Source organism: Nocardioides sp. GCM10027114, from assembly GCF_042659625.1.
In the GTDB taxonomy this organism is placed as follows: domain Bacteria; phylum Actinomycetota; class Actinomycetes; order Propionibacteriales; family Nocardioidaceae; genus Nocardioides.
In genome coordinates this window covers 46,086-72,264 of sequence record NZ_JBHSSS010000006.1, presented here as the reverse complement: position 1 = coordinate 72,264, position 26,179 = coordinate 46,086, and the positions used below count along the sequence as shown (strand labels likewise).

28 protein-coding genes are annotated in these 26,179 nt (G+C 73.0%); 3 read left to right on the top strand and 25 right to left on the bottom strand.

The window, feature by feature from the left end; all coding sequences use genetic code 11:
• Positions 1 to 5 precede the first annotated feature (5 nt).
• Positions 6 to 641 carry a TIGR03085 family metal-binding protein gene (locus tag ACFP2E_RS03515; RefSeq protein WP_378521258.1) on the top strand — a complete coding sequence of 212 codons (636 nt, stop codon included), beginning with the start codon at positions 6 to 8 and terminating at the stop codon, positions 639 to 641.
• A gap of 9 nt (positions 642 to 650) precedes the next feature.
• Here ACFP2E_RS03515 and ACFP2E_RS03510 read toward each other — a convergent pair whose 3' ends face one another.
• The 8 genes from ACFP2E_RS03510 to hisD are packed head-to-tail and all read right to left on the bottom strand — an operon-like array spanning position 651 to position 6,692.
• The gene (locus ACFP2E_RS03510) at positions 651 to 1,016 is read right to left on the bottom strand and encodes a hypothetical protein (RefSeq protein ID WP_378521259.1); all 366 of its coding nucleotides are present in this window, start codon (positions 1,014 to 1,016) and stop codon (positions 651 to 653) included.
• A gap of 60 nt (positions 1,017 to 1,076) precedes the next feature.
• Positions 1,077 to 1,838 carry an imidazole glycerol phosphate synthase subunit HisF gene (hisF, locus tag ACFP2E_RS03505; RefSeq protein WP_378521260.1) on the bottom strand — a complete coding sequence of 254 codons (762 nt, stop codon included), beginning with the start codon at positions 1,836 to 1,838 and terminating at the stop codon, positions 1,077 to 1,079.
• The gene (gene priA / locus ACFP2E_RS03500) at positions 1,835 to 2,590 is read right to left on the bottom strand and encodes a bifunctional 1-(5-phosphoribosyl)-5-((5-phosphoribosylamino)methylideneamino)imidazole-4-carboxamide isomerase/phosphoribosylanthranilate isomerase PriA (RefSeq protein WP_378521261.1); all 756 of its coding nucleotides are present in this window, start codon (positions 2,588 to 2,590) and stop codon (positions 1,835 to 1,837) included. The genes hisF and priA overlap by 4 nt, the downstream gene beginning before the upstream one ends.
• A 42-nt stretch (positions 2,591 to 2,632) precedes the next feature.
• The gene (locus tag ACFP2E_RS03495; protein ID WP_378521262.1) at positions 2,633 to 2,971 is read right to left on the bottom strand and encodes a hypothetical protein; all 339 of its coding nucleotides are present in this window, start codon (positions 2,969 to 2,971) and stop codon (positions 2,633 to 2,635) included.
• Positions 2,972 to 2,975: 4 nt separating this feature from the next.
• Positions 2,976 to 3,620 carry an imidazole glycerol phosphate synthase subunit HisH gene (gene hisH / locus ACFP2E_RS03490; RefSeq protein WP_378521263.1) on the bottom strand — a complete coding sequence of 215 codons (645 nt, stop codon included), beginning with the start codon at positions 3,618 to 3,620 and terminating at the stop codon, positions 2,976 to 2,978.
• A gap of 2 nt (positions 3,621 to 3,622) precedes the next feature.
• Positions 3,623 to 4,234: an imidazoleglycerol-phosphate dehydratase HisB gene (hisB, locus tag ACFP2E_RS03485; RefSeq protein WP_378521264.1), complete on the bottom strand. Its 612-nt coding sequence runs from the start codon at positions 4,232 to 4,234 to the stop codon at positions 3,623 to 3,625.
• A complete protein-coding gene (locus tag ACFP2E_RS03480) occupies positions 4,234 to 5,385 on the bottom strand; it encodes a histidinol-phosphate transaminase (protein ID WP_378521265.1) in 1,152 nt (383 codons plus the stop codon). Before ACFP2E_RS03480 ends, hisB begins: the two co-directional genes overlap by 1 nt.
• Positions 5,386 to 5,390: 5 nt before the next feature.
• Positions 5,391 to 6,692 (bottom strand): histidinol dehydrogenase, encoded by a 1,302-nt coding sequence (gene hisD / locus ACFP2E_RS03475; RefSeq protein ID WP_378521266.1) that lies wholly within the window; start codon positions 6,690 to 6,692, stop codon positions 5,391 to 5,393.
• Between the two features lie 70 nt (positions 6,693 to 6,762).
• On the opposite strand from hisD, the gene ACFP2E_RS03470 reads away from it, so the two are divergent.
• Entirely contained in the window at positions 6,763 to 7,428 is a 666-nt protein-coding gene (locus ACFP2E_RS03470) for an LON peptidase substrate-binding domain-containing protein (RefSeq protein ID WP_378521267.1), read from the top strand.
• Between the two features lie 8 nt (positions 7,429 to 7,436).
• On the top strand, positions 7,437 to 7,928 hold the full coding sequence (gene ybaK, locus ACFP2E_RS03465) for a Cys-tRNA(Pro) deacylase (protein WP_378521268.1): 492 nt from the start codon (positions 7,437 to 7,439) through the stop codon (positions 7,926 to 7,928).
• A gap of 13 nt (positions 7,929 to 7,941) precedes the next feature.
• Here the strand turns inward: ybaK and ACFP2E_RS03460 are convergent, their stop codons facing one another.
• From ACFP2E_RS03460 to ftsW, 17 genes are all read right to left on the bottom strand, one after another.
• Positions 7,942 to 9,606: a hypothetical protein gene (locus tag ACFP2E_RS03460; RefSeq protein ID WP_378521269.1), complete on the bottom strand. Its 1,665-nt coding sequence runs from the start codon at positions 9,604 to 9,606 to the stop codon at positions 7,942 to 7,944.
• A 99-nt stretch (positions 9,607 to 9,705) separates the two neighbouring features.
• Positions 9,706 to 10,221 (bottom strand): hypothetical protein, encoded by a 516-nt coding sequence (locus ACFP2E_RS03455; protein WP_378521270.1) that lies wholly within the window; start codon positions 10,219 to 10,221, stop codon positions 9,706 to 9,708.
• Positions 10,206 to 13,766, bottom strand: a complete 3,561-nt coding sequence (gene dnaE, locus ACFP2E_RS03450; protein WP_378521271.1) for a DNA polymerase III subunit alpha — start codon at positions 13,764 to 13,766, stop codon at positions 10,206 to 10,208. The genes ACFP2E_RS03455 and dnaE overlap by 16 nt, the downstream gene beginning before the upstream one ends.
• A 123-nt stretch (positions 13,767 to 13,889) precedes the next feature.
• The gene (locus ACFP2E_RS03445) at positions 13,890 to 14,387 is read right to left on the bottom strand and encodes a GNAT family N-acetyltransferase (RefSeq protein ID WP_378521272.1); all 498 of its coding nucleotides are present in this window, start codon (positions 14,385 to 14,387) and stop codon (positions 13,890 to 13,892) included.
• Positions 14,374 to 15,312, bottom strand: a complete 939-nt coding sequence (locus tag ACFP2E_RS03440; protein ID WP_378521273.1) for an RluA family pseudouridine synthase — start codon at positions 15,310 to 15,312, stop codon at positions 14,374 to 14,376. The genes ACFP2E_RS03445 and ACFP2E_RS03440 overlap by 14 nt, the downstream gene beginning before the upstream one ends.
• Positions 15,309 to 15,884, bottom strand: a complete 576-nt coding sequence (gene lspA / locus ACFP2E_RS03435) for a signal peptidase II (RefSeq protein ID WP_378521274.1) — start codon at positions 15,882 to 15,884, stop codon at positions 15,309 to 15,311. Before lspA ends, ACFP2E_RS03440 begins: the two co-directional genes overlap by 4 nt.
• Complete coding sequence (locus ACFP2E_RS03430; RefSeq protein ID WP_378521275.1) at positions 15,857 to 16,822, bottom strand: TraR/DksA family transcriptional regulator; 966 nt, start codon at positions 16,820 to 16,822, stop codon at positions 15,857 to 15,859. Before ACFP2E_RS03430 ends, lspA begins: the two co-directional genes overlap by 28 nt.
• 160 nt (positions 16,823 to 16,982) lie before the next feature.
• The gene (locus ACFP2E_RS03425; RefSeq protein ID WP_378521276.1) at positions 16,983 to 17,720 is read right to left on the bottom strand and encodes a DivIVA domain-containing protein; all 738 of its coding nucleotides are present in this window, start codon (positions 17,718 to 17,720) and stop codon (positions 16,983 to 16,985) included.
• A gap of 140 nt (positions 17,721 to 17,860) precedes the next feature.
• Positions 17,861 to 18,154 carry a YggT family protein gene (locus tag ACFP2E_RS03420; protein ID WP_378521277.1) on the bottom strand — a complete coding sequence of 98 codons (294 nt, stop codon included), beginning with the start codon at positions 18,152 to 18,154 and terminating at the stop codon, positions 17,861 to 17,863.
• 44 nt (positions 18,155 to 18,198) lie between these two features.
• Positions 18,199 to 18,690: a cell division protein SepF gene (locus ACFP2E_RS03415; protein WP_378521278.1), complete on the bottom strand. Its 492-nt coding sequence runs from the start codon at positions 18,688 to 18,690 to the stop codon at positions 18,199 to 18,201.
• Positions 18,691 to 18,748: 58 nt separating this feature from the next.
• The gene (locus ACFP2E_RS03410) at positions 18,749 to 19,459 is read right to left on the bottom strand and encodes a YggS family pyridoxal phosphate-dependent enzyme (protein WP_378521279.1); all 711 of its coding nucleotides are present in this window, start codon (positions 19,457 to 19,459) and stop codon (positions 18,749 to 18,751) included.
• Positions 19,456 to 20,199: a peptidoglycan editing factor PgeF gene (gene pgeF / locus ACFP2E_RS03405; RefSeq protein ID WP_378521280.1), complete on the bottom strand. Its 744-nt coding sequence runs from the start codon at positions 20,197 to 20,199 to the stop codon at positions 19,456 to 19,458. The genes ACFP2E_RS03410 and pgeF overlap by 4 nt, the downstream gene beginning before the upstream one ends.
• A 5-nt stretch (positions 20,200 to 20,204) precedes the next feature.
• The gene (gene ftsZ, locus ACFP2E_RS03400; RefSeq protein ID WP_378521281.1) at positions 20,205 to 21,467 is read right to left on the bottom strand and encodes a cell division protein FtsZ; all 1,263 of its coding nucleotides are present in this window, start codon (positions 21,465 to 21,467) and stop codon (positions 20,205 to 20,207) included.
• 222 nt (positions 21,468 to 21,689) lie between these two features.
• On the bottom strand, positions 21,690 to 22,430 hold the full coding sequence (locus ACFP2E_RS03395) for a cell division protein FtsQ/DivIB (RefSeq protein WP_378521282.1): 741 nt from the start codon (positions 22,428 to 22,430) through the stop codon (positions 21,690 to 21,692).
• Positions 22,423 to 23,853 (bottom strand): UDP-N-acetylmuramate--L-alanine ligase, encoded by a 1,431-nt coding sequence (gene murC, locus ACFP2E_RS03390; protein ID WP_378521331.1) that lies wholly within the window; start codon positions 23,851 to 23,853, stop codon positions 22,423 to 22,425. Before murC ends, ACFP2E_RS03395 begins: the two co-directional genes overlap by 8 nt.
• Positions 23,850 to 24,920: an undecaprenyldiphospho-muramoylpentapeptide beta-N-acetylglucosaminyltransferase gene (gene murG, locus ACFP2E_RS03385; RefSeq protein WP_378521283.1), complete on the bottom strand. Its 1,071-nt coding sequence runs from the start codon at positions 24,918 to 24,920 to the stop codon at positions 23,850 to 23,852. The genes murC and murG overlap by 4 nt, the downstream gene beginning before the upstream one ends.
• Before the next feature lie 18 nt (positions 24,921 to 24,938).
• Positions 24,939 to 26,165 (bottom strand): putative lipid II flippase FtsW, encoded by a 1,227-nt coding sequence (gene ftsW, locus ACFP2E_RS03380; protein ID WP_378521284.1) that lies wholly within the window; start codon positions 26,163 to 26,165, stop codon positions 24,939 to 24,941.
• Positions 26,166 to 26,179: the final 14 nt, after the last annotated feature.

Genomic DNA, 26,179 nt, shown 5'->3' with positions numbered 1-26,179 from the left:
GCGGCATGACCCAGGACTCCCTCGCCCGCCGGGAGCGGCGCGCGCTGTGCGACACCGCCCTGGCCGTGGGCGAGGACGCCCCCACCCTCTGCGGCGACTGGGACGCCAAGGAGCTGGTCGCCCACCTGCTGGTGCGCGAGCGCAGCCCGCTGGCCGCGCTGGGCATCGCAGTCCCGCCGCTGGCCGGCGCGACCGACCGTGCGATGGCGCGCCAGGCCCGCCGCGACTTCACCGTGCTCGTGGAGCGGGTGCGGCGCCCGGGACCCATCCCCGGCGTCGCGCCGGTGGTCGAGCCGCTGTTCAACACGCTCGAGTTCTTCGTGCACCACGAGGACCTGCGCCGCGCCCAGCCGGGCTGGGAACCGCGGGAGCTGTCCACCGCCGACCTCGACACCCTGTGGCGCGGCCTCCGACTCACCGGCCGCGGCCTCGTCCGCAACGCCGGAGTGCCGCTGCAGGCCCGACGCACCGACACCGGCGACACGATCACGTTGCGGCCGGGCGACGACCCCGTGGTGGTCTCCGGGCCCCCCGCAGAGGTGGTGCTGCGGCTCCACGGCCGCCGACAGGTCCGCGACGTCGAGGCCGAGGGCCCGGCGGACGGGATGGCGCGGCTGCGCGAGGCGTCGCTGGGCTTCTAGCCCCGGAGGCTAGGCGGCCCGGCGCCGGTCGGCGGCCAGCGCGGCGGCGTTGAGGGCCGCCCAGCCCAGCGTCACGCCGAGGACCTTGGCCCGGATCGTCCGGTCCGGCGCCCGGACGGCGAGGATCGCCGCGTCAGCCAGGTCTGAGGCGATCCGCAGCCCCATCGCCGCCGGGACGGCCGAGGCCGGACCGGCGATGCCGAGCGCGCCGATCGCGAGGTCGCGCACTCCGTAGCCGCGGGCGAGCGAGTCGTAGAACTCGCGCTCGTCCGGGTCGGCCTCCATGGCGTTCGCGAGGTGCTCCGGCTTCGCGAGGGCGAAGACGGCGTACGACGCGGTCGCGGCCGACATGACACGGCTGAGCAGGTGGCTCATCAGGGCTCCTGGTGGTTCCGGGGGTGGCAGCCCGTACCCCCGCTCCCGGGCCTCACACGGTCAACGGACGGGGTGGCCGGCCCGCGCGAGCTCCTGCTTGACGTCGCCGACCCGCAGCGTGCCGAAGTGGAAGACGCTCGCGGCCAGGACGGCGTCGGCGCCCGCTTCGACCGCCGGCGGGAAGTGCTCGACGGCGCCGGCGCCGCCGGAGGCGACGACCGGGATGGTGACCTCGCGCCGAACCGCGCGGATCAGCTCGAGGTCGAAGCCGTCCTTGGTGCCGTCGGCGTCCATGGCGTTGAGCAGGATCTCCCCCGCGCCCAGCTCGGCGCCCCGGGCGGCCCACTCCAGCGCGTCGAGCCCGGCCGACTGACGGCCGCCGTGGGTCGTGACCTCGAAGCCGGAGTCGGTGCCCTGCGCCCGACGGGCGTCCACCGAGAGCACCAGCACCTGGCTGCCGAACCGGTCGGCGATCTCGGCGACGAGCTCCGGACGCCGGACGGCGCTGGTGTTGACGGCGATCTTGTCGGCCCCGGCGCGCAGCAGCCGGTCGACGTCCTCGACCGCGGACACGCCGCCACCCACGGTGAGCGGGATGAAGACCTGCTCGGCCGTGGCCGACACGATCTCCATCGTTGTCGCCCGGCCCTCGTGGGAGGCCGAGATGTCGAGGAAGGTCAACTCGTCGGCACCCTCGCTGTCGTAGAGCTTGGCCAGCTCGACGGGGTCACCGGCGTCGCGGAGCCCCTCGAAACGGACGCCCTTGACGACCCGGCCGGCGTCGACGTCGAGGCACGGGATGACGCGGACGGCGAGGCTCATGCGGACCCCTCGCGGCCCTGGTGCCCCTGAGGAAGGGTGAGCAGCAGCGCGTCCTCGAGGGTGAAGCGGCCCTCGTAGAGCGCGGTGCCGATGATCGCGCCCTCCACGCCCTCCTCCACGAGGCCCTGGAGCGCCTCGAGGTCGGCGAGCTCGGTGATGCCGCCGGAGGCGACCACGGGACGGTCTGTGGCCGCGCAGACGTCGCCCAGCAGCTGCAGGTTGGGGCCCTGGAGCATGCCGTCCTTGTTGACGTCGGTGACGACGTAGCGGGCACAACCCTCGGCGTCGAGGCGGGCCAGCACGTCGTAGAGGTCGCCGCCCTCGCGGGTCCAGCCGCGCGCGGCCAGGGTCCGGCCGCGCACGTCGAGGCCCACGGCCACCCGGTCGCCGTACTCGGCGATGGCGGCCGCACACCACTCCGGCTGCTCGAGGGCGGCGGTGCCGATGTTGACGCGCCGGCAGCCCGTCGCCATCGCGGCGGCGAGCGACTCGTCGTCGCGGATGCCGCCGCTCATCTCGACCTTGATGTCGAGGGTGCCGACGATCTTCGCCTGCAGCTCGCGGTTGTGGCCGCGCCCGAAGGCCGCGTCGAGGTCCACGAGGTGGATCCACTCGGCGCCGGCCTCCTGCCAGCGCAGCGCGGCCTCGACGGGGTCGCCGAAGCGTTTCTCGGAGCCGGCGACACCCTGTACCAGCTGGACGGCCTGCCCTCCGGCGATGTCGACGGCGGGCAGCAGCTCGAGGTAGGCCATGGGTTCGATCCTAGGAGTCGGGGGTGGATGGGTCTGCAGAGCTCAGCGGCGGCGGAACAGCATGGTGTGGACGACGGGGGCGACGAGCAGGCTGACGAGCAGGCCGAGGACGCGGGCGGCGGCGTCGTCGCGGACCAGCCAGAGCAGCAGATTGAGGACGAGCAGCACCGCCACGGTGCCGGCGACCTCCCGCCTGCGTCGCCGGGCGAGCAGGCCGGGCCGCCACCGCGGCCGCGGCACCCACCCGGTCAGGGAGTGGGAGAGAGCCCGGCGACGGGCCTCGCGACGCTGCCGCCGCTCCTGCTCGGCCGCGCGCGCGGCGGCCCGGATCGCCGCCTCGCGCTCGCGCTCCGCGCGGCGGCGCTGTCGTTCCTTGCTCATCGTCCTAGAGCGACTGCACCCACGAGCGCAGCAGCGCCGCCCCCGCGTCCCCGGACTTCTCGGGGTGGAACTGGGTGGCGCTCAGCGGGCCGTTCTCGACCGCGGCCACGAAGCGGTCTCCGCCGTGCTCCGTAGGACCGGTCTGGGCCCAGGTGACGAGCGGCGCACGGGTCCGGTCGTTGGTGACCAGGGTCCACTCGCGGACGCCGTAGGAGTGCACGAAGAAGAAGCGCTCGTCCTCGATGCCCGCGAAGAGCTGGGAGCCCTCCGGCACGTCGACGGTGTTCCAGCCCATGTGCGGCACGACCGGCGCCTGGAGCCGCTCCACGACGCCCGGCCACTCGTCGCAGCCCTCGGTCTCGACGCCGTGCTCGACGCCGCGGGCGAACAGCACCTGCATGCCCACGCAGATGCCGAGCACCGGGCGGCCCCCGGCGAGGCGGCGGCCGATGGCGCGCGGCCCGTCGACGGCACGCAGCCCGGCCATGCAGGCCGCGAAGGCGCCGACGCCCGGGACCACGAGGCCCTCGGCCTCCTCCGCCACGTGCCGGTCGGACGAGAGCGTGACCTCGGCGCCGGCCCGCTCGAGGGCACGCACGGCGGAGCGGAGGTTCCCCGACCCGTAGTCGAGGACGGTGACTCGCTTCATCGTCAGAGGGTGCCCTTGGTGGACGGGACGCCGAGCTCGCGGGGGTCGTGGGACGCGGCGTCGCGGAAGGCCCGCGCGAACGCCTTGAACTGCGTCTCCACCAGGTGGTGCGGGTCGCGCCCGGCCAGCACCCGCACGTGCAGCGCCAGCTGGGCGTGGAACGCGATCGTCTCGAACACGTGGCGGGTCAGCGAGCCCTGGAACGCCGGGCCGGTGCTGCCGCCGATGGCGACGTACGCCTGCTCGTCGGGCTCCCCGGTGTGGACGCAGTAGGGGCGGCCCGAGAGGTCGACCACGGCCTGCACCAGCGCCTCGTCGAGCGGCACGGTGGCGTCGCCGAAGCGGCGGATCCCGCGCTTGTCGCCGAGGGCCTCGCGCAGCGCCTGGCCGAGCACGATCGCGGTGTCCTCGACGGTGTGGTGGGCGTCGATGTGGAGGTCGCCCTCGGTCTGCACCGTCAGGTCGACCAGGGAGTGCCGGGCGAACGACGAGAGCATGTGGTCGTAGAAGCCGACGCCGGTGCTGACGTCGGCCCGGCCGGTGCCGTCGACGTCGAGCTCGACGAGGACCTTGGACTCCTTGGTCTCCCGCTCGATGCGTGCGGTCCTGCTCATCAGTGCTGTCCTTCCTCGACCCCGGCCGATGCCAGGACCTGCGTCAGTGCGTCACGGAACGCCGCCATCTCGGCGGGCGTGCCGATCGAGACCCGCAACCAGCCCTCGGGGCCGACCTCCCGGATCAGCACGCCCCGCTTCAGCAGACCCTCCCACACGGCGTGACGGTCCTCGAAGCGCCCGAAGAGCGCGAAGTTGGCGTCGCTGTCGGCGACCTCGAGCCCCTGCTCCCGGAGCCAGCGGACCGTCGCGTCGCGCTCCGCCCGGAGCTCGTCGACCTTGCCGAGCAGCTCGGGCGCGTGCCGCAGCGCGGCCAGCGCGACGGCCTGCGTCACGGCGGAGAGGTGGTAGGGCAGCCGGACGACGCGGATCGCGTCGCAGATCGAGGGGTCGGCGGCGAGGTAGCCCAGGCGGGCCCCCGCCAGCGCGAACGCCTTGCTCATCGTGCGCGTGACCACGAGGTTGCGGTGCCGCGGCAGGAGCTCGAGGGCGCTCGGGGTGCCGGCCCGCCGGAACTCGCCGTACGCCTCGTCGACGACCACGAGGCCGTGGTGGCCGCCCTCGGCGGCCGCCTCGCACAGCGTCGTCACCGCCTCGGGAGGCAGCGCGGTGCCGGTGGGGTTGTTGGGCGACGGCAGCAGCACGACCGACGGCCGCTGCTCGAGCACCAGCCTGCGGGCGCGGTCGAGGTCGAGCGAGAAGTCCTCCTCGCGGTGGCCGACCACCCAGCCCGTCAGCGAGTCGCGGGCGTACTCGGGGTACATCGAGTACGTCGGCGCGAAGCTCAGCGCCGTGCGCCCCGGGCCGCCGAAGGCCTGGAGGATCTGCAGCATCACCTCGTTGGACCCGTTGGCCGCCCACACCTGGTCAGCAGTGATCCCGGAGGGGGCGTCGCGGTCGAGGTAGGCCGCGAGCCCCTCGCGCAGCTCGGTGAACTCGCGGTCGGGGTAGCGGTTGAGGTCTCCGGCGGCCTCGGCCACCGCGGCGGCGATGTCGGCGACGCACTCGGGCGAGGGGCCGTAGGGGTTCTCGTTGACGTTGAGCTGCACCGGCACGTCGAGCTGGGGTGCGCCGTAGGGGCGCAGCCCTCGGAGCTCGGCGCGCAGGGGCGGCCAGCCGGTCGGCTCGTCGGCGAGCCCGGGGGTGGTCACCGGCGTCAGTCCTGCGCGAACCGGACGCGCACGGCGGCGCCGTGCCCCGGCAGGTCCTCGGCCTCGGCGAGGTTCGCGACGTGGTCGGCGACCTCGGCGAGGGCGTCGCGGGAGTACTCCACGACGTGCATCGACTTGGTGAAGGCACGCACCGACAGGCCCGACGAGTGGCACGCGCAGCCGGCGGTGGGCAGCACGTGGTTGGAGCCGGCGCAGTAGTCGCCCAGCGACACCGGTGCGTAGGAGCCGACGAACACCGCGCCCGCGTTGCGGACCCGCGCGGCGACGGCCGCGGCGTCGGCGGTCTGGATCTCGAGGTGCTCGGCGGCGTAGGCGTTGACGACGGCGAGGCCCTGCTCGACGTCGTCGACCAGCACGATGCCCGACTGTGGCCCGGCGAGCGAGGTGCGGATCCGCTCGGAGTGACGGGTCACGGAGACCTGCTTGTCGAGCTCGGCCTCGACCTCGTCGGCGAGCCGCTCCGACGGGGTCACCAGGACGCTGGCGGCCATCGGGTCGTGCTCGGACTGGCTGACCAGGTCCGCCGCGACGTGGGCGGCGTCGGCCGTGTCGTCGGCGAGCACCGCGATCTCGGTGGGACCGGCCTCGGAGTCGATGCCGACGACGCCCTTGAGCAGCCGCTTGGCCGCGACGGTGTAGATCGCACCGGGGCCGGTGACGAGGTCGACCGGCCGGCAGGGGCCCGCGCCGTAGGCGAACATCGCGACCGCCTGGGCGCCGCCCACGGCGTAGACCTCCTCGATCCCGAGCAGCGCGCAGGCGGCGAGGATCGTGGGGTGCGGCAGCCCGCCGTTGTCGGCGCGCGGCGACGAGGTGAGCGCGATCGACTCGACCCCGGCGACCTGCGCGGGGACGACGTTCATGACCACGGACGAGACCAGCGGCGCGATGCCGCCCGGCACGTAGAGCCCGACCCGGCCGACCGGCACCTTGCGGTGGGTCACCCGGGCGCCGGGCGCCAGGTCGGTCACGACGTCGCGCTCGAGCTCGGCCTCGCTCGTCGCGCGCAACCGGCGGATGGACTCCTCCAGGCCGGCGCGGACGGCGGGGTCGAGCTGCTCGAGGGCCTCGTGCGTGGCCTCGACCGGGACCCGGATGTCGGTCTGCTCGACGCCGTCGAACTGCCGCGAGAACTCGACGATCGCGTCGACGCCGCGCTCGCGCACGGCGTCGCAGATGGGCCGGACGACATGCTGCGCCGCCTCGACGTCGAACTCGGCGCGCGGCAGTGCGGTCCGGTAGTCGTCGGGGGCGGCAGCGCCGCGGAAGTCGAGCCGGCGGATCATGGACCGGATTCTACGGGGGCGGCGGGCGGGTCCCCGATTCGGTGACGGGGGCTGGACTACTGTCGCAGGCGTGACCGAGCCGCTCCCGATGTTCCCGCTGAACACCGTGCTGTTCCCGGGTGTGAGTGTGCCGCTGCGGGTCTTCGAGGACCGCTACCGCGCCCTGGTGCACCACCTGCTGCGCATCCCGGACGACACCGAGCGGGTCTTCGGCTCCGTCGGCATCCGGGAGGGGTACGAGGTCGGCGACCACGGCGCCCAGTCGCTGTTCCGGGTCGGCTGCCGGGTCAAGCTCAGCGAGGTGCAGCCGCACCCCGACGGCACCTTCGACATCGTCGCGGTCGGCCTCGAGCGCATCGGGCTCGAGCGCCTCGACACCGGCGGACTCTTCCCCGTCGGCCACGTCGTCGACCTGCCCGAGGAGCACGCCCCGGTCCCCGAGGAGCTGGCCGAGCGGGCGCGTGCGACGTTCGCGGCCTACCGGGTGGCGCTCGGAACCTTCAGCGAGGACCCATTCCCCGGCGAGCTCCCTCGTGACCCGGCGTACCTGTCGTGGACCCTGGCGGCGCTGGCCCCGCTGCCGCTGCAGGAGCGGCAGCGGCTGCTCGAGGCCGAGGACGCCGGGCTCCGGCTGAGCCTGGTCACCGACCTGCTGCGCCGCGAGCTGCGCGCGATGAACGTCATCCCGTCGCTGCCCGCCACCCAGGTGGCGCGGACCCGCTGGTCGCCGAACTAGGGGACACGTTGGGCAGGAAGAAGGTGGCCGGCGGCACGCCGGCGACGGTGGCCCTGACCCGCGCCGGGGTCGCGTTCACGCTGCACCCCTACGAGCACGACTCGCGGGCGGCGTCGTACGGCCTCGAGGCCGCCGAGGCGCTCGGCGTCGACCCGGCCCGGGTGTTCAAGACCCTGATGGCCTCGCTCGACGGCCGGCTGGTGGTCGGGGTCGTCCCGGTGTCCGGCCAGCTCGACCTGAAGGCGCTCGCCCGGGCGCTCGGCGGCAGCCGCGCGGCCATGGCAGACGTCGCGGCCGCCGAGCGGGCCACCGGCTACGTCGCCGGAGGCATCGCCCCCGTCGGTCAGAAGCGGGCCCACCCCACGGTGGTGGACGCGTCCGCGACCGACCACCCGACGGTCTTCGTCTCCGCGGGGCGTCGCGGACTCGACGTCGAGCTGGCCCCGGCGGACCTCGTCGCGGTCGCCGGGGCGCTGCTCGCGCCGATCAGCCGGGCCTGAGCCCGGCCCGGGGTCAGTCGGTGGTGACCCGCAGCATCGAGTGCGCGGTGTCGCCGTCGATCCAGCCGCTGATGCCGAGCCCCTCGAGCGGCTCGAGGTTCTCCTGGGCCTCCGGATCGCCGGAGGCCAGCTCGGCGAGCCAGTTGTCGCTGCCGTCGAAGTCCAGGAAGAAGATCGCGACCGCGCGGTCGGCCTCACGAACGACGTTCTGGAACGTGTCCGTGTCACCGAGCCCGCCGTCGCCGGCCAGGCTGCTGACGTAGTCGGCGTTGAAGCCGAACGCGATGGTGTCGCCCTCGGACTCGCTCGCGATCTCCGGGCCCCCCTCGGCCGCGATGGCCGTCTGGAGCTTGCCGAGCACTCCCTCGACCGCCGGCGGGTCGCCCTGCACCTTGAAGCCGAACGGGATGTCGCTGCCGTCGCTGCTGGCGAAGAACGCCTCCGGGTCGAAGTCGCCGCCGAGGGCGAAGGCCGCGGAATCCCCGAAGAGGGTCTCGATGTCCTCGGGCAACGCGAGACCCGTCTCGGCCTCCGCCATGGCGAGGAGGTCGTCGACCGACATGCCGCCGCCCGCGCCGGCCGCGAACTGGTCGAGCCAGGTCTGGAGCCAGCCGTCGGCGAGCCCGGCGCCGACGGCGACCACGGTGTCGGACGGCAGCGTCGTGACGACGTCGGCACCCTCCTCGGCGTAGAAGCCCTCGGACATGGCGGCGTCGACGGCCGCCTCGACCTCGAGCGCCCCGTCGTCGAAGCGGACCGACACGGCCATGCCGCTGAAGTCCTCGAGCAGGGTGCGCAGCTCCTCGGGCACCTCGCTGTCGGGCAGCCCGGGCTCGGACAGCTCGGGGTCGAAGAGGTCCTCGCCCGATCCGACCACGCCGGGCATGCCGCCGTAGGCACCGAGGCCCATCAGCCCGCTCATGCCGTCGAGGAGGTGGCGTCCGGCCTCCGGGGCGGCGTACATCGTGATGACGCCGGGGTCGCCGGCGGCCTCGGTCCAGCGCTGGAAGTCCTCGTCGTCGGCGAGGGTGCCGTCCGCGCGGGCGTCCACGACCTCCTGGGCCAGGTCGTCGGTCTCGGCGACGACGGCCCACTCGCCCTCGACCACCCAGCCGGGGCTGTCGGTGTCGCCGGTGCAGTCGCGCAGTGCCGCCAGGCCGTCCTCGGCGGCGTCGACGTCGGACACCTGCAGCACCATGGCGGGCTCGGGCTTCCCCTCCCCCAGCTCGACGGCTGCCACGGCCATGCGGTGGCCGAGCCACGGCTCCACGTCGGCGGCGTAGTCGAGGTCCTCGCAGGCGTCGGTCAGGCCGTCCTCGAAGAGCCGCTGGCGGATGTCGTCGTCGGCGTCGAGGCCGAGCTCCTCCTTGAAGGCGGGGAACTTGTTGAGCATCCGGATCGCCTCGACCTTCTGGCTCCCGCTCGGGTCCAGGTCGACGCCGGCGTAGCCGAGGGTCCCCGCCGGGAGCGCCTCCGCGGGCTGGGACCCGGTGGTCGACCACCACGAGAGCGCCCAGGCGCCGCCACCGACGAGCGCCAGCGCGCCGACGACGCCGCCGGCGACCAGGGCGCGGCGCTTGCCGCCGCGGGGGGTCCGTGGCTCGCGGGCCAGCGGCTCGCCGCCGCCCTGCTCGAGGTACTCGGGGCCGTTCGGGCCGGTCGGCTGGTTGGTGGACACGGTGCTACCCCCTGGAGGTCTTGCCTGGCTGGTCGTATCTGTGTGACGCGCGGGTGGCGCGCTCCGTTCCCCGGCTTCGAGGCTAGCGCGGCCGTTGTGTCACCGCGGCGGTTTGCGGTGACGGGTGAAGCCGACGAAGACGGCGACGAGTCCCACCAGGGCACCGGTGGGCAGCGCCGTGAACGGGCTGCGCCCGACGACGTCGAGGTCGCCGGGAACGGGTGTGCGGTCGGGCGCCGTGCGGGCGACCACCGCCGGGTCGGGCGGGTCGAGGGCGAGGCCGACCCGCCACATCAGCCACGCGGCGAGCACGGACCCGACGACAGTCGCGCCGAGCGTGACGAGCTCGTGGTCGGGCAGGAGCAGCGCCACGGCCACCCCGAGCAGCAGGCCGACGGCCGCGCCGACGAGGACGTAGAGGGCGGTCCCGGAGAACTCCGACCCGAGAGCCTCGCTGTCGAGCAGCCACTGGCCGTCGATCGCGACGCCCTGCTGCGGGGTCCAGAGCCACTCCCAGAGCACGCCGGCCAGGGCTCCCCCGGCGGCGAACGCGGCGACGACGACCACCGCCTGGGCGGGAGCGGACAGGCGGCCGCGGGTCAGCTGGTCAGGCACCCGGGCCCCAGCAGCTGCTTGAGGTCGGCGAAGAGGGCCGGGCTCGGGGTGACCCGCAGCCGGTCGTCGAGCCGCATCACCTTCGTGGAGTCGCGGGCCAGCAGGCGCAGCCGCACCTCGGTCATGCCGGGGTGGGTGCCGAGGACGTCGCGGAGCTGCTCCACGACGGGGCCGGTGCAGCGGGTCGAGGGCAGGCTGATCACCACCGGGCCCGAGGGACCGTCGGAGATGTCGGGGACGCTGACCTCCTGCCCGTGCAGCTCGGGCTGGTCCTTGCTGCGGGAGAGGCGGCCCTTCACCGTGATGATGGCGTCCTCGACGAGGTGGGGGCTCGCGAGCTGGTAGGCGCTCGGGAACAGCAGCACGTCGATGGCGCCGTCGAGGTCCTCGAGGGTCACCATCGCCCACGCGTCGCCGCGCTTGGTGATCTTGCGCTGCACCGACGTCACCAGCCCGCTGATGGTGATGGTCGCGCCGTCGGGCCGCTCCTCGTCGAGCATCAGCTGGCCGATGGTGCAGTCGGTGCCGTTGGCCAGGACGTGCTCGAGGCCGAGCAGCGGGTGGTCGGAGACGTAGAGGCCGAGCATGTCGCGCTCGTGACCGAGCAGCGTCATCTTGTCCCACTCGTCGATGTCGGGCACCGGGACCGCGAGCGAGAACGCCGCCTCGCTGGTCGGCTCGAGCGCGTCGAAGAGGGAGTCCTGTCCGACACCCGAGTCGCGCTTCATCGTCGCGTAGCGGTCGGCGGCCTCCTCGTGGATGGCCACCAGCGCCTTGCGCCGGTGCTTCATCTCGTCGAACGCGCCGGCCTTCACCAGCGACTCGATGACCCGCTTGTTGCACACCACGGCCGGCACCTTGTCGAGGAAGTCGTTGAAGTCCTCGTAGCGGCCCTTCTCCTCGCGGGCGCGCACGATCTCGGCGACGACGTTGCCGCCGACGTTGCGGATCGCGCTGAGGCCGAAGCGGACGTCGCGCTCGACCGGGGTGAAGTTGGAGGCGGACTCGTTGACGTCGGGCGGCAGCACCCGGATCTTCATCCGGCGGCACTCGTTGAGGTAGATCGCCGACTTGTCCTTGTCGTCCTTGACCGAGGTCAGCAGCGCGGCCATGTACTCGGCGGGGTAGTTGGCCTTGAGGTAGGCCGTCCAGTAGGAGACGAGGCCGTAGGCGGCGGAGTGCGCCTTGTTGAACGCGTAGTCGGAGAACGGCAGCAGGATCTCCCACAGCGTCTTGACCGCCGCCATGGAGTAGCCCCGCTCCGTCATGCCGGCGGAGAAGGTCTCGAACTGCTTGTCCAGCTCCTCCTTCTTCTTCTTGCCCATGGCCCGGCGGAGCAGGTCCGCCTGTCCGAGCGTGTAGCCCGCGAGCTTCTGGGCGATCGCCATGACCTGCTCCTGGTAGACGATCAGGCCGTAGGTCTCGCCCAGGATGTCCTCGAGCGGCTCGGCCAGCTCGGGGTGGATCGGCACGACCTCCTCGCGGCCGGTCTTGCGGCGGGCGTACTTGTTGTGGGAGTCCGCGCCCATGGGACCTGGCCGGTAGAGCGCACCCACGGCGGAGATGTCCTCGAAGCAGTCGGGGCGCATCGAGCGCAGCAGGGCCCGCATCGGGCCGCCGTCGAGCTGGAACACCCCGAGGGTGTCGCCGCGCTGCAGCAGCTCGTAGGTCTTCGGGTCGGTCAGCGGCAGCTCCTCGAGGACCACCTGCTCACCCCGGTTGGCCGCGATGTTCTTGACGGCGTCGTCGAGCACCGTGAGGTTGCGGAGCCCGAGGAAGTCCATCTTGATGAGGCCGAGCGTCTCGCAGGTCGGGTAGTCGAACTGCGTGATCATGGCGCCGTCGGAAGGCCGCTTGAGCAGCGGGATGACGTCGACGAGCGGCTCGCTCGACATGATGACGCCGGCGGCGTGGACGCCCCACTGGCGCTTCAGGCCCTCGATGCCGATGGCGGTGTCGACGACCCGCTTCACGTCGGCGTCGCTGTCGTAGAGCGACCGGAACTCGCCGCCCTCGGAGTAGCGCTTGTGCTGCGGGTCGAAGATGTCCTGGAGCGGAACGTCCTTGCCCATCACCGCGGCCGGCATCGCCTTGGTGATCCGGTCGCCCATCGCGAACGGGTAGCCGAGGATCCGCGAGGAGTCCTTGACCGCCTGCTTCGCCTTGATGGTGCCGTAGGTGACGATGTAGGACACGCGGTCGTCGCCGTACTTCTCGGTGACGTAGCGGATGACCTCGCTGCGCCGACGCTCGTCGAAGTCGATGTCGAAGTCGGGCATCGAGACGCGGTCGGGGTTCAGGAACCGCTCGAAGATCAGGCCGTGCTCGAGCGGGTCGAGGTCGGTGATCCGCAGGGCGTAGGCGACCATCGAGCCCGCGCCGGAGCCACGGCCGGGACCGACGCGGATCCCGTTGTCCTTGGCCCAGTTGATGAAGTCGGCGACCACGAGGAAGTAGCCCGGGAAGCCCATCTGGGTGATGACGCCGAGCTCGAACTCGGCCTGCTTGCGGACCTTGTCCGGGACGCCGGCCGGGTAGCGGAAGTCGAGGCCACGCTCGACCTCCTTGACCAGCCAGGAGTCCTCGTTCTCGCCAGGGGGGCAGGGGAACCGGGGCATGTAGGTGCCGACGCCCTCGCTGAACTTCACGTCGCAGCGCTCGGCGATCAGCAGGGTGTTGTCGCACGCCTCGCGGAGCTGGTACCGGTCGGCCCACAGGGCGCGCATCTCGGCGGCGGACTTGAGGTAGTAGCCGTCGCCGCTAAAGGCGAACCGTTGGCCCGGCCCGTCGCCCGCAGGGATGTCCATGGTCGAGCCGGAGTTGATGCAGAGCAGGTGCTCCTGCGCCTTCGCGTCGGCCTGGTCGACGTAGTGGGAGTCGTTGGTGGCCAGCAGCGGGATCTGCAGGTCCTTGGCGAGCCGGAGCAGCCCGTCGCGGACGCGGTTCTCGATGTCGAGGCCGTGGTCCATCAGCTCGAGGAAGTAGTTCTCCCGGCCGAGGATGTCCTGGAAGTCGCCGGCGGTCTGCCGCGCCGCCTCGTAGTTGCCGTAGCGCAGGTGGACCTGCACCTCGCCGGACGGGCAGCCGGTGGTGCCGATGATGCCGGCGCTGTGCTGGGCGAGGAGCTCGCGGTCCATGCGGGGGTGCTTGAAGAAGCCGTCGCGCCAGGCGCCGGTCGAGAGCCGGAAGAGGTTGTGCATGCCCTCTGTGGACTCGGACAGCAGCGTCATGTGGGTGTAGGCACCGCGGGCCGAGACGTCGTCGGGGCCGCCGTCGTAGAAGTTGACGCCCTTGCGCTCGAAGCGGGAGATGTTGGGCGCGAAGTAGGCCTCGATGCCGATGATCGGCTTGACCCCGGCGGCGTTCGCCTTCTTGTAGAACTCGTAGGCGCCGAACACGTTGCCGTGGTCGGTCATCGCCACCGCCGGCATCCCGAGCTGGGCCGCCCGCTCCGTGAGAGCACCCAGCCGCGCCGCGCCGTCGAGCATGGAGTACTCGGTGTGGACGTGGAGGTGGACGAAGGAGTCGGACGTCCCGGTGGTCATGGGGTGGAGGCGCTCCTGCAAGGTCGGGCTGGCGGTTGGTGCGGGTGGATCGGGCATGCGGCAGCGGTCCGACGCTGGCATCGGCGACCGTCCTGGGGAAGGACGCCAGCCTACGGGAACCGGTCAGGCCATCGTGGCAGGGCGCACCGACAGCCCTGGCTGCCACTCCATCCGGATGTCCGGGGCCTTCTCCTCGTTGTCCGCGCCGTCGGTGCGCTCCACCTCGACCAGCCCGTGCCGGCGGTAGAACGTGCGCGCGGGCTCGTTGACCTCGAAGACCCACAGCCCGAACCCGGCGGGGCACCGTGCCTTGGCGACGCCCAGGAGGGCGCTGCCGATGCCGCGTCCGGCGTGCTCGGGCAGGACGTAGAGGTCGTCGAGCCAGTCGTCGGCGAGCCGGGCGTAGCCGGCCGGCTCGTCCTCGACGAGGGCGAGCCACACCTCGTCGCTCGCGAGCCGGCCGCGCAGCCACTCCCGGACCTCGTGGTCGGGGTGGATGCCCGGCGGCATCGGGGCCGCCCGGCGCGCGCCGAGGTGGATGTCGGCCACCGCGTCCGCGTCCGCCGTGGTGGCCGGGCGCAGCACGAGGGCGAGGTCGGCGCTGCCGTCAGTGAGCGTCACGGATGACCTCGAGGGCGTGCGCGAGGTCGTCGGGGTACGTCGACTCGTACTCGACGTACTCGCCGGTGTCGGGGTGCTCGAAGCCGAGGCGGACGGCGTGCAGCCACTGCCGCTCCAGCTCGAGCCGGCGGGCCAGGACCGGGTCCGCGCCGTAGGTGATGTCCCCCACGCACGGGTGCTTGAGCGCGGCCATGTGGACCCGGATCTGGTGGGTGCGACCGGTCTCGAGGTGGATCTCGAGCAGGCTGGCGAAGCGGTGCGCCTCGAGCGTCTCGTAGTGGGTGACGCTGTGGCGGCCGTCGGCCATCACCGCGAACTTGTAGTCGGCCTTGGGGTGGCGCCCGATCGGCGCGTCGATGGTGCCCTCGAGCGGGTCGGGGTGTCCCTGCACGAGCGCGTGGTACGTCTTGTCGACGGTGCGCTGGCGGAAGGCGTTCTTGAGCAGCGAGTAGGCGTGCTCGGACTTGCAGATCACCATGACGCCGGACGTGCCGACGTCGAGCCGCTGCACGATCCCCTGCCGCTCCGAGGCGCCGCTCGTCGCGATCCGGAAGCCGGCGCCGGCGAGGTGGCCGACGACGGTGGGACCGTTCCAGCCCGGCGACGGGTGGACGGCGACCCCCACCGGCTTGTCGATGACCACGATGGAGTCGTCGTCGTGGATGATCCGGATGCCCTCGACCACCTCGGGTACGACCTCGAGCGGGTCGGCCTCGACCGGGATCGTGACGTCGAGCACGGCGCCGGGCAGCACCCGGTCGCTCTTGGCGACGGGCGTGCCGTCGAGCAGCACGAGGCCCTCGCCGATCAGCTCGGCCGCCCGGGTCCGGGAGAACCCGAAGAGCCGGGCCAGGGCGGCATCGATCCGCTCCCCCGCCAGGCCCTCCGGCACCGGCAGCACCCGGTGGTCGGCGGTGCGGGTCACGACTCGCTCCCGCTCTCGTCGCGACCCTTCTCGCGCGTCCCGTCCAGCCGGATCCCGCGGAAGGCCTGCAGCAGGATCAGGCCCGCCGCGACGTTGATGCAGATGTCGGCGACGTTGAACACCGGCCAGTTCGGCAGCTGGAGCATGTCGATGACGTGCCCCCGCATGGGCGCCGGGTCGCGGATGATGCGGTCGGTGAGGTTCCCCGCCACACCGGCGAGCAGCAGCCCCAGGGTGAACGCCCACAGGCGCGTCCCGACCCGCCGGACCAGGACGAGCACCACGATCACCGCGACGATCGCCAGCACGGTCAGCGCGAAGGTGTACTGCGTGCCGGTGCTGAAGGCCGCGCCCGGGTTGCGCACGAGGTGCAGCACCAGGAACTGGCCGAGCACCTCGACGTCGCCGTCGCGCAGGTGGCGGAGGGCGAGCGCCTTGGTCACCTGGTCGACGGCGTAAGCCGCGACGGCGACTCCCGCGAACAGCGCGAGGAGTCGCGCCGGAATGCGGTGGGGCTGGTGGGGCCGGGGGTCTTCGGTGTCGCTCAGCGACGTTCCTCGCGCTGCTTGCATGTCATGCACAGTGTGGCACGCGGGAAGGCCATCACCCGCATCTTGCCGATGGGGTTCCCGCAGGACTCGCAGATGCCGTAGGAGCCGTCGGCGATCCGTGCGAGGGCGCGGTCGATCTGCGCGAGCTTCTCGCGCTCGTTGTTGACGACGCTCAGCTCGTGGTCGCGCTCGAAGCTGGTGGCGCCCATGTCCGCCTGGTCCTGGCCGGCGCCGTCGCCGGCGTCGCGCATGAGCCCGGCGAGCTCCTCCTCCTGGGCGGTCAGCGTCGCGACCACCTTGTCGCGGAGGGTGTGGAGCTCGTCGAGGACCTCCTTCAGCTCGGCCTTGGTCCAGGCGCCCTCGCCCTCCTTGACCTTGAGCGTGCCGGCCTTCTCGGGGGCGGCCTTCGTGGCCGCTGCTGCCTTCTTCGTCACGGCTGCCTTCTTCGTGGTCGCGGTGGTCTTCTTGGTCGGAGCCGCCTTGGTCGCAGCAGCGGTCTTCTTCGTGGCGGGAGCGGCCTTCTTGGCCGCAGCCTTCTTGGCCGGTGCGGCCTTCTTGGCCGGTGCAGCCTTCTTGGCCGGCGCAGCCTTCTTGGCCGGCGCAGCCTTCTTCGCAGTCGCCTTCGTGGCCGGCGCGGCCTTCTTCGCCGCGGTCTTCTTGGCGGGCGCGGCCTTCTTCGCAGTCGCCTTCGTGGCCGGCGCGGCCTTCTTCGCCGCAGCCTTCTTGGCGGGCGCGGCCTTCCGAGCCGCAGCCTTCCGAGCCGCAGCCTTCTTGGCCGGCGCAGCCTTCCTCGCCGCTGTCTTCGTGGCCGGGGAAGCCTTCTTCGTGGTGGTGGCGGCACCTCCGCCGGCCGGCGCGGAGCCGTTGGCAGCGCTCTTGCTCCCCGAGCGGCGCGGGATCATCTTCCGGGCCGCGGACGCGGCGGTGCTGGCGAGCGACTTCCTGGTGCTGCGAGCCATGGGGCTGTGCCTTCCTCGAGCCGGCGCACGATGTGGCAGGGGCCACAGCGTGGTCGGGAGGGTAGCCCGTCACAAGGGGCGCTTCAAACCGCCGCGCCCGCAAATACACCACGCGGCCGACCCGGTGTCCGGGACGGCCGCGTGATCGGGATGCGTGAGGTCAGCCCTCGTCGTCACCGAGGATCGAACGCAGGCGCTTCGGGGCAGGCGGCTCGTGGCCGGCCTGGCCGTTGTCGCTGGGCTGCTCGAGCGCCTCGAGCTGCTGGGTGAAGTAGCTGCGCAGCCGCGAGCGGTACTCCCGCTCGAACGCCCGCAGGTTCTCCACGTCGGTGTTGAGCTTGTCGCGCTCCTTCTCGAGGTCGCCGAACATCTGCTGGCGACGCTCGGCGGTCTCGGAGTCGAGCATCTGAGCACGGGCCCGGGCGTCCGCCTCGAGGCGGTCGGCCTTGCCCTTGGACTCGGACTCCAGCCGCTCGGCCTTGGTGCGGGCCTCGCCGACGATGCGGTCGGCCTCGTTCTTGGCCTCCTCGACGAGCTCGTCCGCGTTGCGGGTGGCGATCTCGAGCAGGCGGGCCGCCGCGTTGGAGGCGTCCGGCACGGTCTCGACGCGGATGGTCTCGACCGAGGAGGCGGCCACGGCCGGGGTCGGCTCGGGTGCCTTCTCCACCTTCGGCGGCTCGACCGGCTTGGGGGCCGGCGTCGGCGTCGGCGTCGGCGCGGCGCCGCCGGACTGAGCAGCGGAGAGCTTGGCCCGGAGGTCGTCGTTCTCCTTGGTGAGCCGCGCGAGCTCGGCCTCCACCTCGTCGAGGAACTGGTCGACCTCCCCCATGTCGTAGCCCTCGCGGAGCCGGACTGGAGTAAAGCGCTTGTTGCTCACGTCCTCAGGCGTCAGCGGCATGACCTCACCCATTCATTGTCGGAGAACTTGAAGTTCTGTCGTGGGAACAATAGCGCCTGAGCTTCAGCGGGGTCAGGCAGCCCTTGTCAGGACGGCAACACCATGTCAGCAGGACAACACGGTGTCACACGCGCGGGGGGTCAGACGAGGAACACGCCCGCGGTGACCTGCAGCGCCACGTAGGCCGCCACGAGGACGATCAGGAAGCTGAGGTCGAGGGCGATGCTCCCGATCCGCAGCGGCGGGATGACCCGGCGCAGCGCCTTGATCGGCGGATCGGTCGCCGAGTAGACGACCTCGAGCACGACCAGCAACGGTCCTCTCGGGGACCACGAGCGGGCGAACACCTGGATCCAGTCGACGACGAAGCGCACCCACAGCAGCGCGATGAAGATCCACAGGGCGGTGTAGAGGATGCTGCCGACGACGTACATCAGGGGGAAGGCTCTGTTCTGGCTCGGGTCCGGGAACTGCGGGGTCAGCTCTGGTTGAAGAACCCGCCCTCGGCGATGCGCTGCTTGTCCTCGGCAGCCACCGTCACGTTGGGCGGGGAGAGCAGGAAGACCTTGTTGGTCACGCGCTCGATGGTGCCACGCGTGGCAAACACCAGACCGGCGGCGAAGTCGACCAGACGCTTGGCGTCGTTGTCGTCCATCTCCGAGAGGTTCATGATCACCGGGGTGCCGTCGCGGAAGTTCTCGCCGACGGTGCGGGCCTCGTTGTAGGTGCGCGGGTGCAGGGTCGTGATGCGTGACAATTCGGCAACCACTCCGGTGGGTCCCGAGGCCGGACGACGGCGCTCGGCGAGGTCGGACACGGGGGCAGGGCGGGGTTCCCGGGCCTGGGGGGCACGGCCGGCGACGACCGGGGTCGCGTCGGTCGTGTCGTGCTCGGCGTCGTAGTCGTCGTACCGGCCGGTGTCCTCGAGCAGGCCGAGGTACTCCCCGATCCTGCGCATCGCGCCGCTCATGACAGATGTCCTCCGGAACTCCTGCACCCCCGTGGGGGCGCTCCTTGTTGTCGTGACACTAACTGACGGGGGGCCGCGATCCGAGGATCGCGGAGCCGACGCGCACGTGTGTCGCACCCACGCGTACGGCGTGCTCGAGGTCGCCGCTCATCCCCGCCGAGAGCCATTCGGCGTCGGGGTGGTCGACGAGCAGGTCGCGGCGCACCGCGGCCAGTCGCGCGAAGGCCCCGGCAGGGTCCTCGCCGAGCGGCGCCACGGCCATCAGGCCTCGCAGCCGCAGGTGCCCGGCGGCGGACACCGCGTCCGCCAGGGCTGGCAGGTCGGCGGGAGCGGCACCTGCCCGGCCCGTCGCGTCGGGCGGGTCGAGGCTGACCTGCAGGAGGCAGTCGACGGGGCGTCCGCGTGAGGCCGCACCCTCGTCGAGGCGCTTGACCAGCTTGACCCTGTCGACGGACTCGACGACGTCGGCGTACCGGGCGACCGCGGCCGCCTTGTTGCTCTGCAGCCCGCCGATGAAGTGCCAGGTCAGGCCGGTCAGGCCACGCTCGGCGCACTCGGCGGCCTTGGCCTCGGCCTCCTGGTGGCGGTTCTCGCCGACGTCGGTCACCCCGAGGTCGGCGAGCAGCTCGACGTCGGAGAACGGGAAGAACTTGGTCACGACGACGAGGCGGACCCCGCCGGGATCGCGGTCGACGTCGTCGCAGGCACGGGCGATCCGTTCGCGCACCGAGGCCAGGCCGGCGGCGACCTCCTGACGCCGCGCGCTCACGACCCCGCCCCCCGCAGTCGCACCAGGCCGGCCAGCCGGCCGGCCCCGCGCCCGTCGCGACGGTGGGAGTAGAGGTCGGCGGACTCGCGCGTGCAACGGGAGACGTCGACCACCGCGGCGCCGGCGGCCTCCAGCTGGCCGCGGACGCCGGCACCCAGGTCGAGGGCGGGCGTCCCCCACGACGTGGTGGCGGCCGTGGCGGGCACTGCGGCGGCGACCTCCGCCTGCATCTCGGCGGGCACCTCGTAGCAGGAGCCGCACACGTGCGGGCCGATCCACGCGGTGACGTCGGTGGCGCCGAGCTCACGCATCCGCTCGACCGTGCGCCGCACCACGCCCGAGGCGACGCCCATGCGGCCGGCGTGGGCCGCGCCGACGACCCCGGCCCGGGGGTCGGCGAGCAGCACCGGCACGCAGTCGGCGGCCCGGACCGCGAGCACCACCCCGGGCGTCGCGGACACGATCGCGTCGGCGTCGGGCCGCGTCCACTCCCCCGGGACGTCGGTCACGGTGACCACCTCGGCCCCGTGGACCTGGTGGAGGTCGGCGAGCAGGTCACCCGGCGCGAAGTCGTCGAGGACCCGGCGCAGGTTGTCGGCAACCGACTGCGGTTCGTCGTCCCCCTCGAGCGCGAGGTTCAGCGAGTCGAAGGGAGCGCCGCTGACCCCGCCGTGCCGGTCGGTGAAGGCGAGGTCGACCGGGCTGTCGGCGGGGCCGTGCGTGGTGCGGAAGGCGTACAAGCGACCTACTTGAGGAAGTCCGGCACGTCCAGGTCGTCGTCGTCGAACTGGACCGGACGGGGCTGCTGCCGCGGCGGCTGCGGGGCGCCGGCCTGCTCCTGGCGGGCCGGGGTGCCGACGGGGGTGCGGGCCGGCTGCTGCTGCGGCTGCGCGGCCGACTGCTGCGACTGGCCCTGCGTCGGGGAGGCCTCCGGGGCCCGGGTCGCGGTCTGCGGTGCCGACTGGGAGGCGATCTGCTGGGCGGCCGCCTTGGTCTCGGCCTGGGTCTGCTGCGGCCGCTGCTCACGGCGCAGGACCGTGCCCTCGTGGCGGCGCTGCGGCATCCCGCCGTCGAAGCCCGCGGCGATCACGGTCACCCGCACCTCGTCGCCGAGCGCATCGTCGATGGTCGCACCGAAGATGATGTTCGCCTCGTTGTGGGCGGACTGGGAGACGAGCGCCGCGGCCTCGTTGATCTCGAAGAGGCCGAGGTCGGAGCCGCCGGCGATCGAGAGCAGCACGCCGTGCGCACCCTCGATCGAGGCCTCGAGCAGCGGCGAGGAGACGGCCATCTCGGCGGCGGCGACCGCACGGTCCTCGCCCCGGGCCGAGCCGATGCCCATCAGCGCGGAGCCGGCGTTGGCCATGACCGACTTCACGTCGGCGAAGTCGAGGTTGATCAGGCCCGGCGTGGTGATCAGGTCGGTGATGCCCGAGACGCCCTGGAGCAGCACCTGGTCGGCCTGCTTGAACGCGTCGAGGACCGAGACGTTGCGGTCGCTGATCGACAGCAGCCGGTCGTTGGGGATCACGATGAGGGTGTCGACCTCCTCGCGCAGCCGCGCGATGCCCTCCTCGGCCGAGTTGGCGCGACGGCGGCCCTCGAACGCGAACGGGCGGGTCACGACGCCGATGGTCAGGGCGCCGAGCGACCGGGCGATCCGGGCGACGACCGGCGCGCCGCCGGTGCCGGTGCCGCCGCCCTCGCCCGCGGTGACGAAGACCATGTCGGCCCCCTTGAGGACCTCCTCGATCTCGTCGGAGTGGTCCTCGGCGGCCTTGGCGCCGACCTCCGGGTTGGCGCCGGCGCCGAGACCGCGGGTGAGCTCGCGGCCGATGTCGAGCTTCACGTCCGCGTCGGACATGAGCAGGGCCTGCGCGTCGGTGTTGATCGCGATGAACTCGACGCCCTTGAGCCCGACCTCGATCATCCGGTTGACGGCGTTCACCCCGCCGCCGCCGATGCCGACGACCTTGATGATGGCCAGGTAGTTCTGAGCTGCTGCCATGTCGGCTTGCCTCTCGTGATCGTGCCCGGCGGCGCCGGTGCTGTGGTCGGTTCGGGAGCTGTGGTCTTCGGGCGACTCCGGGCCGGAAACCGTAACCCTGAGCCTGAGGGTTATAGTTATGTCAACCTGTCGTCGGGGACGACAGTAGGAGCCGGGACGCCCCCAGCCGTGGAGACACGCCCGCGTGTCGCGCGAATTGTCCGGGCGCGACCGCGCGACCGGTCAGCTCGAGGTGGTGGGCTGGCCGGGGACGCTCACGTCGTACACCTGGCCGGGCTGGCGCAGCAGCGGCACCAGCACCAGTGCCTTCTGCTCGGAGTCCTCCGCGCTCCCCCACACGACCTCACGGCCGTCACGCAGCGCGAGGCTGATCTGGTCGACGGTCGCCACCTCGACGTGGTCGACGCGCCCGGCGAGGTCGTCGGGCAGCGAGGCCACCACCCGGGCGGCCTCGCGCAGCGCCTCCGCCCCGGTGTCGGGCGCGGTGCGCACGGTCGGCAGATCGGCGGGCGCGGTGGCGAACTCGCGGAACACGACACCGTCGAGGTCCATGCCGCGCGCCTGTCCCCCGATCACCACCACGGCGATCGCCTCGCGCTCCTCGACGGTGACGAGGACCTCGTCGGGCCACCGCCGGGTGACCTCGGCCTCGCGGACCCAGGCCATCGCCTCGACCCGCGCCCGGACGGCCGTGAGGTCGACCCGGGCGAGTGGCTCCCCGCTCGGCACGGCGGCGGCACGCCGCACCTGCGCCGGGTCGAGCTCGTCGGTGCCGGCCACGGCCACGGAGCCGACGGCCAGCACGGAGGAGAAGAAGACCAGCCAGACCCCGGCCCCCACGAGGCCGGTCACCGCGACGGCGCCGGCGACGTAGCGCCAGGCCAGCCAACGGCGGGCCCACTGCCGGCGCGCAAAACGGCGCCGCGACCGCAGGTCGACCGCGGCCGGGTCGGTCTCAGGCACGGTCGCGGTCCCCGAGCAGCGCGAGCAGGCGCGGGCCGACCTCGGTGACGCTGCCGGCTCCGAGGGTGAGCACGAGGTCGCCGGGCCGGGCGCGGGCCGCCAGCGCGGCGGGCGCGTCGGTCAGGTCGGCGACGAACTCGACCCGGTCCGTGGGCAGCGGCACGGCGTCGGCCACGAGGCGGCCGGTGACCGCCGGGTCGGGCTCCTCCCGGGCGACGTAGACGTCGAGCACGACGACCTCGTCGGCGGCGCCGAGCGCCTCCCCCATCGCCTCGCCGAAGATGCGCGTGCGGGAGACGAGGTGGGGCTGGAACGCCACGACGACCCGGCCCTCGCCCGCCACCGCCCGCGCGGCCGCGAGGTCGCCCGCGATCTCGACGGGCTGGTGGGCGTAGCTGTCGTAGACGCGGACCCCGGCGGCCTCGCCCTTGGCCTCCATCCGGCGGCCCGAGCCGGTGAACCCCTCGAGCCCCTCCCGCAGCCGCTCGAACGGCAGCCCCAGCCGCAGCCCGACGGCGAGCGCGGCCAGCGCGTCCAGCACGTAGTGCCGCCCGGGGATCCGCAGGGTCACCCGGCCGAGCTCGCGACCGTCCTCGTGGACGGTGAACGACGAGGTGGTGCCGGCGAAGGCGAGGTCGGTGGCCCGCACGTCGGCACCCGCGCCCTCCCCGACCCGCACCGCGGCCAGCCCACGACGCTCCGCCTCGTCGGCGAGCGCGGCGGCGCCGGGGTCGTCAGCGCAGACGACGAGGAACCCGTCGCGGTCGATCCGGTCGAGGAAGTCGGCGAAGGCCTGCCGGTAGGCCTCCTCGGTCCCCCAGGTGTCGAGGTGGTCGGCCAGCACGTTGGTGACGATCGCGGCGTGCGGCTCGTAGACCAGGAAGGCGCCGTCGCTCTCGTCGGCCTCGGCGACGAACAGGTCGCCGGCGCCCGCGTCGGCGTTGCGGCCGGTCGTGGTCAGCACGCCGCCGACGGCGTACGACGGGTCGACCCCGCAGGCGACGAGGGCCGAGGTGAGCAGCGAGGTGGTGGTGGTCTTGCCGTGGGTGCCGGCGACGGCGAGCACCCGCCGCCCGTCCATCACCGACCTCAGCCCGGCCGACCGTGGCAGCAGCCGCAGCCCGCGGCGCCGGGCCTCCAGCACCTCGGGGTTGTCCTCGCGGGCTGCCGTGGTCACGACGACGGTGTCGCCCTCGCCCAGGTGGCTCAGGTGGTCGGCGTCGTAGCCGAGGTGGCAGGTCACGCCGAGCTCGCGCAGCGCCGGCAGGAACGGGGTGTCCTGGTCGTCGCTGCCGGTGACCGGCAGGCCGCGGGCGGCCATGATCCGGGCGATGCCGGACAGCCCGGCGCCGCCGATGCCGACGAAGTGGACTCGGCCGAGCCGGTCGGCGGGCAGGATCTCGTCGGGGACCGGGAGCCTCACCGCTGGCACTCCGCGATGATCCGGGCGAGCGCGTCGTCGGCGTCGCGCGGGACGAGGGCGCTGGCTGCGCGGCCCATGGCCGCGAGCCGCTCGGCGTCGTTCGCCAGGCCCGGCACGGTGGCCGCGACCCACTCGGTGGTCATCGCGTCGTCGGCCACCTGCAGCGCGCCCCCGGCGTCGACGACGGCGCGGGCGTTGCGCTGCTGCTCGCCGTTGCCGATCGGCAGCGGCACGAAGATCGCGGGCAGACCGGTGGCGGCGGCCTCGACGACGCTGTTGGCGCCGGCGCGGCACACGGTCAGGTCGGCCGCGGCCAGGGCGAGGTCCATGCGGTCGCAGTAGTCGAGCACGACGTAGGGCACCTCGGTGGTCGCCGGCTCGGCGCCGCCGTGCTTGCCCTGGATGTGGAGCACCTGGACGCCCGCGTCGGAGAGCACCCGGGCGGCGCCGGAGACCGCCTGGTTGAGGCGGCGGGAGCCCTGCGACCCGCCGGTCACCATCAGTGTCGGCAGGTCGGGGTCGAGGCCGAAGAAGACGCGTGCCTCGGCGCGGACGGCGGCACGGTCGAGGGTGGAGATCATCCGGCGCAGCGGGAGCCCGACGTACTCCGCGTGGGGCAGCGGCGTGTCCGGGAAGCTCACCGCGACCCGGCTGGCGACCCGGGCGCCCAGCTTGTTGGCCAGGCCGGGGACGGCGTTCTGCTCGTGGACGACGACAGGGAGCTTGCGGCGCCGGGCGGCGAGGTAGGCGGGGACCGAGACGTAGCCGCCGTAGCCGACGACCACGTCGGGCCGGGCCCGGTCGAGGACGGCGCCGGTCTCCCGCACCGCGGCACGCAGCCGCGAGGGCACGCGCAGCAGGTCCGTGCCCGGCTTGCGCGGCAACGGCACGGGCGGGACCAGCTCGAGCGGGTAGCCGGCCTCGGGGACCACGCGGGTCTCGAGCCCGCGCGCGGTGCCGAGGCAGGTGATCTCGACGTCGGGCCGGAGCCGGCGCAGGGCGTCGGCGGTGGCGATCAGGGGCGAGGTGTGGCCGGCGGTACCGCCGCCGGCGAGAAGGACGCGCATCGGGACCAAATCTAGGATCTACCGGTCGTCGGCGCCGACCCGGCCGGCCGACACCCCGACGGACCGGGCACGGCGCCGCTGTGCGAGGGCGCGCGCGGCCTCCGGCTCGCGGCGCGCAGCCCCGACGAGGAGCCCCAGCGCGACCAGCGACGGCAACAGCGCAGAGCCGCCGTAGGACACCAGCGGCAGCGGGATGCCGATGACGGGGAGCAGCGCCAGCACCATGCCGACGTTGATGATCATCTGGCCGATGAGCCACACCACGATGCCGAAGGTGAGGTAGCGGACGAAGGGTTCCTCGGTCGTCATCGCGACGCGGGTGGCGGCGTAGGCGATGGTGAGGAACAGCCCGATCACCAGGAGGGTGCCGACGAGGCCGAGCTCCTCGCCCAGCACGGCGAAGATGAAGTCGGTGTGGGCCTCGGGCAGGTCGCCCCACTTCTGCTGGCTGGCGCCGATGCCCTGTCCGAAGACGCCGCCGGTCGACAGGGCGTAGAGGCCGTGGGCGGGCTGCCAGCCGGCGTCGTAGTAGTCCTTGAACGGGTCGACGAAGTTGGTGAGCCGCTCGAGCCGCTCGTCGCTGGTCGAGGCCAGCCAGATGGCCACCACCCCGATCACGGTCAGCGAGAACGTGAACAGCCGCGCCGGTGCCCCGACCACCCAGAGCATCGCGAGCAGGATCGCGAACAGCACCAGCGCGGTGCCGAGGTCGCCTCCGGCGATGACGAGCAGCGTGATGCCCAGCAGGACCGGCACGACCGGCATCACGACGTGGTGCAGGCTGCCGAGCCGGCGGTCCTTCTGGGCGTAGACGTGCGCCGCCCACAGCACGATCGCCAGCTTGGCGATCTCCGACGGCTGGATCCGGACCGGGCCGAGCGCCAGCCAGTTGGTGTTGCCGTTGACGGTGGTGCCGAACTGCGTGGTCAGCGCGAGCAGCACGACCGCGAACAGCAGGCCCAGCCAGGAGATCTGCCGGATCGCGCGGAACGGCAGCCGCGAGGCGATCCAGGCGCACGGGATGCCGAGGGCGACCCACATCAGCTGGCGCTTGACGATGGCGTAGGAGTCGCCGTCGTGCTGCTCGAAGGCGTAGACGCTCGAGGAGCTGCTCACCATGATGAGCCCGACGATGAGCAGCAGCGTCGAGGCGCCGAGGAGCAGGTAGTACGACGTCAGCGGCCGGTGGAGCGCGGCCCGCAGGGTCTGCACCGTCCCGAGCCGGGGGTACGCCGTGGTGGCCACGTCGCGCTCCCTCC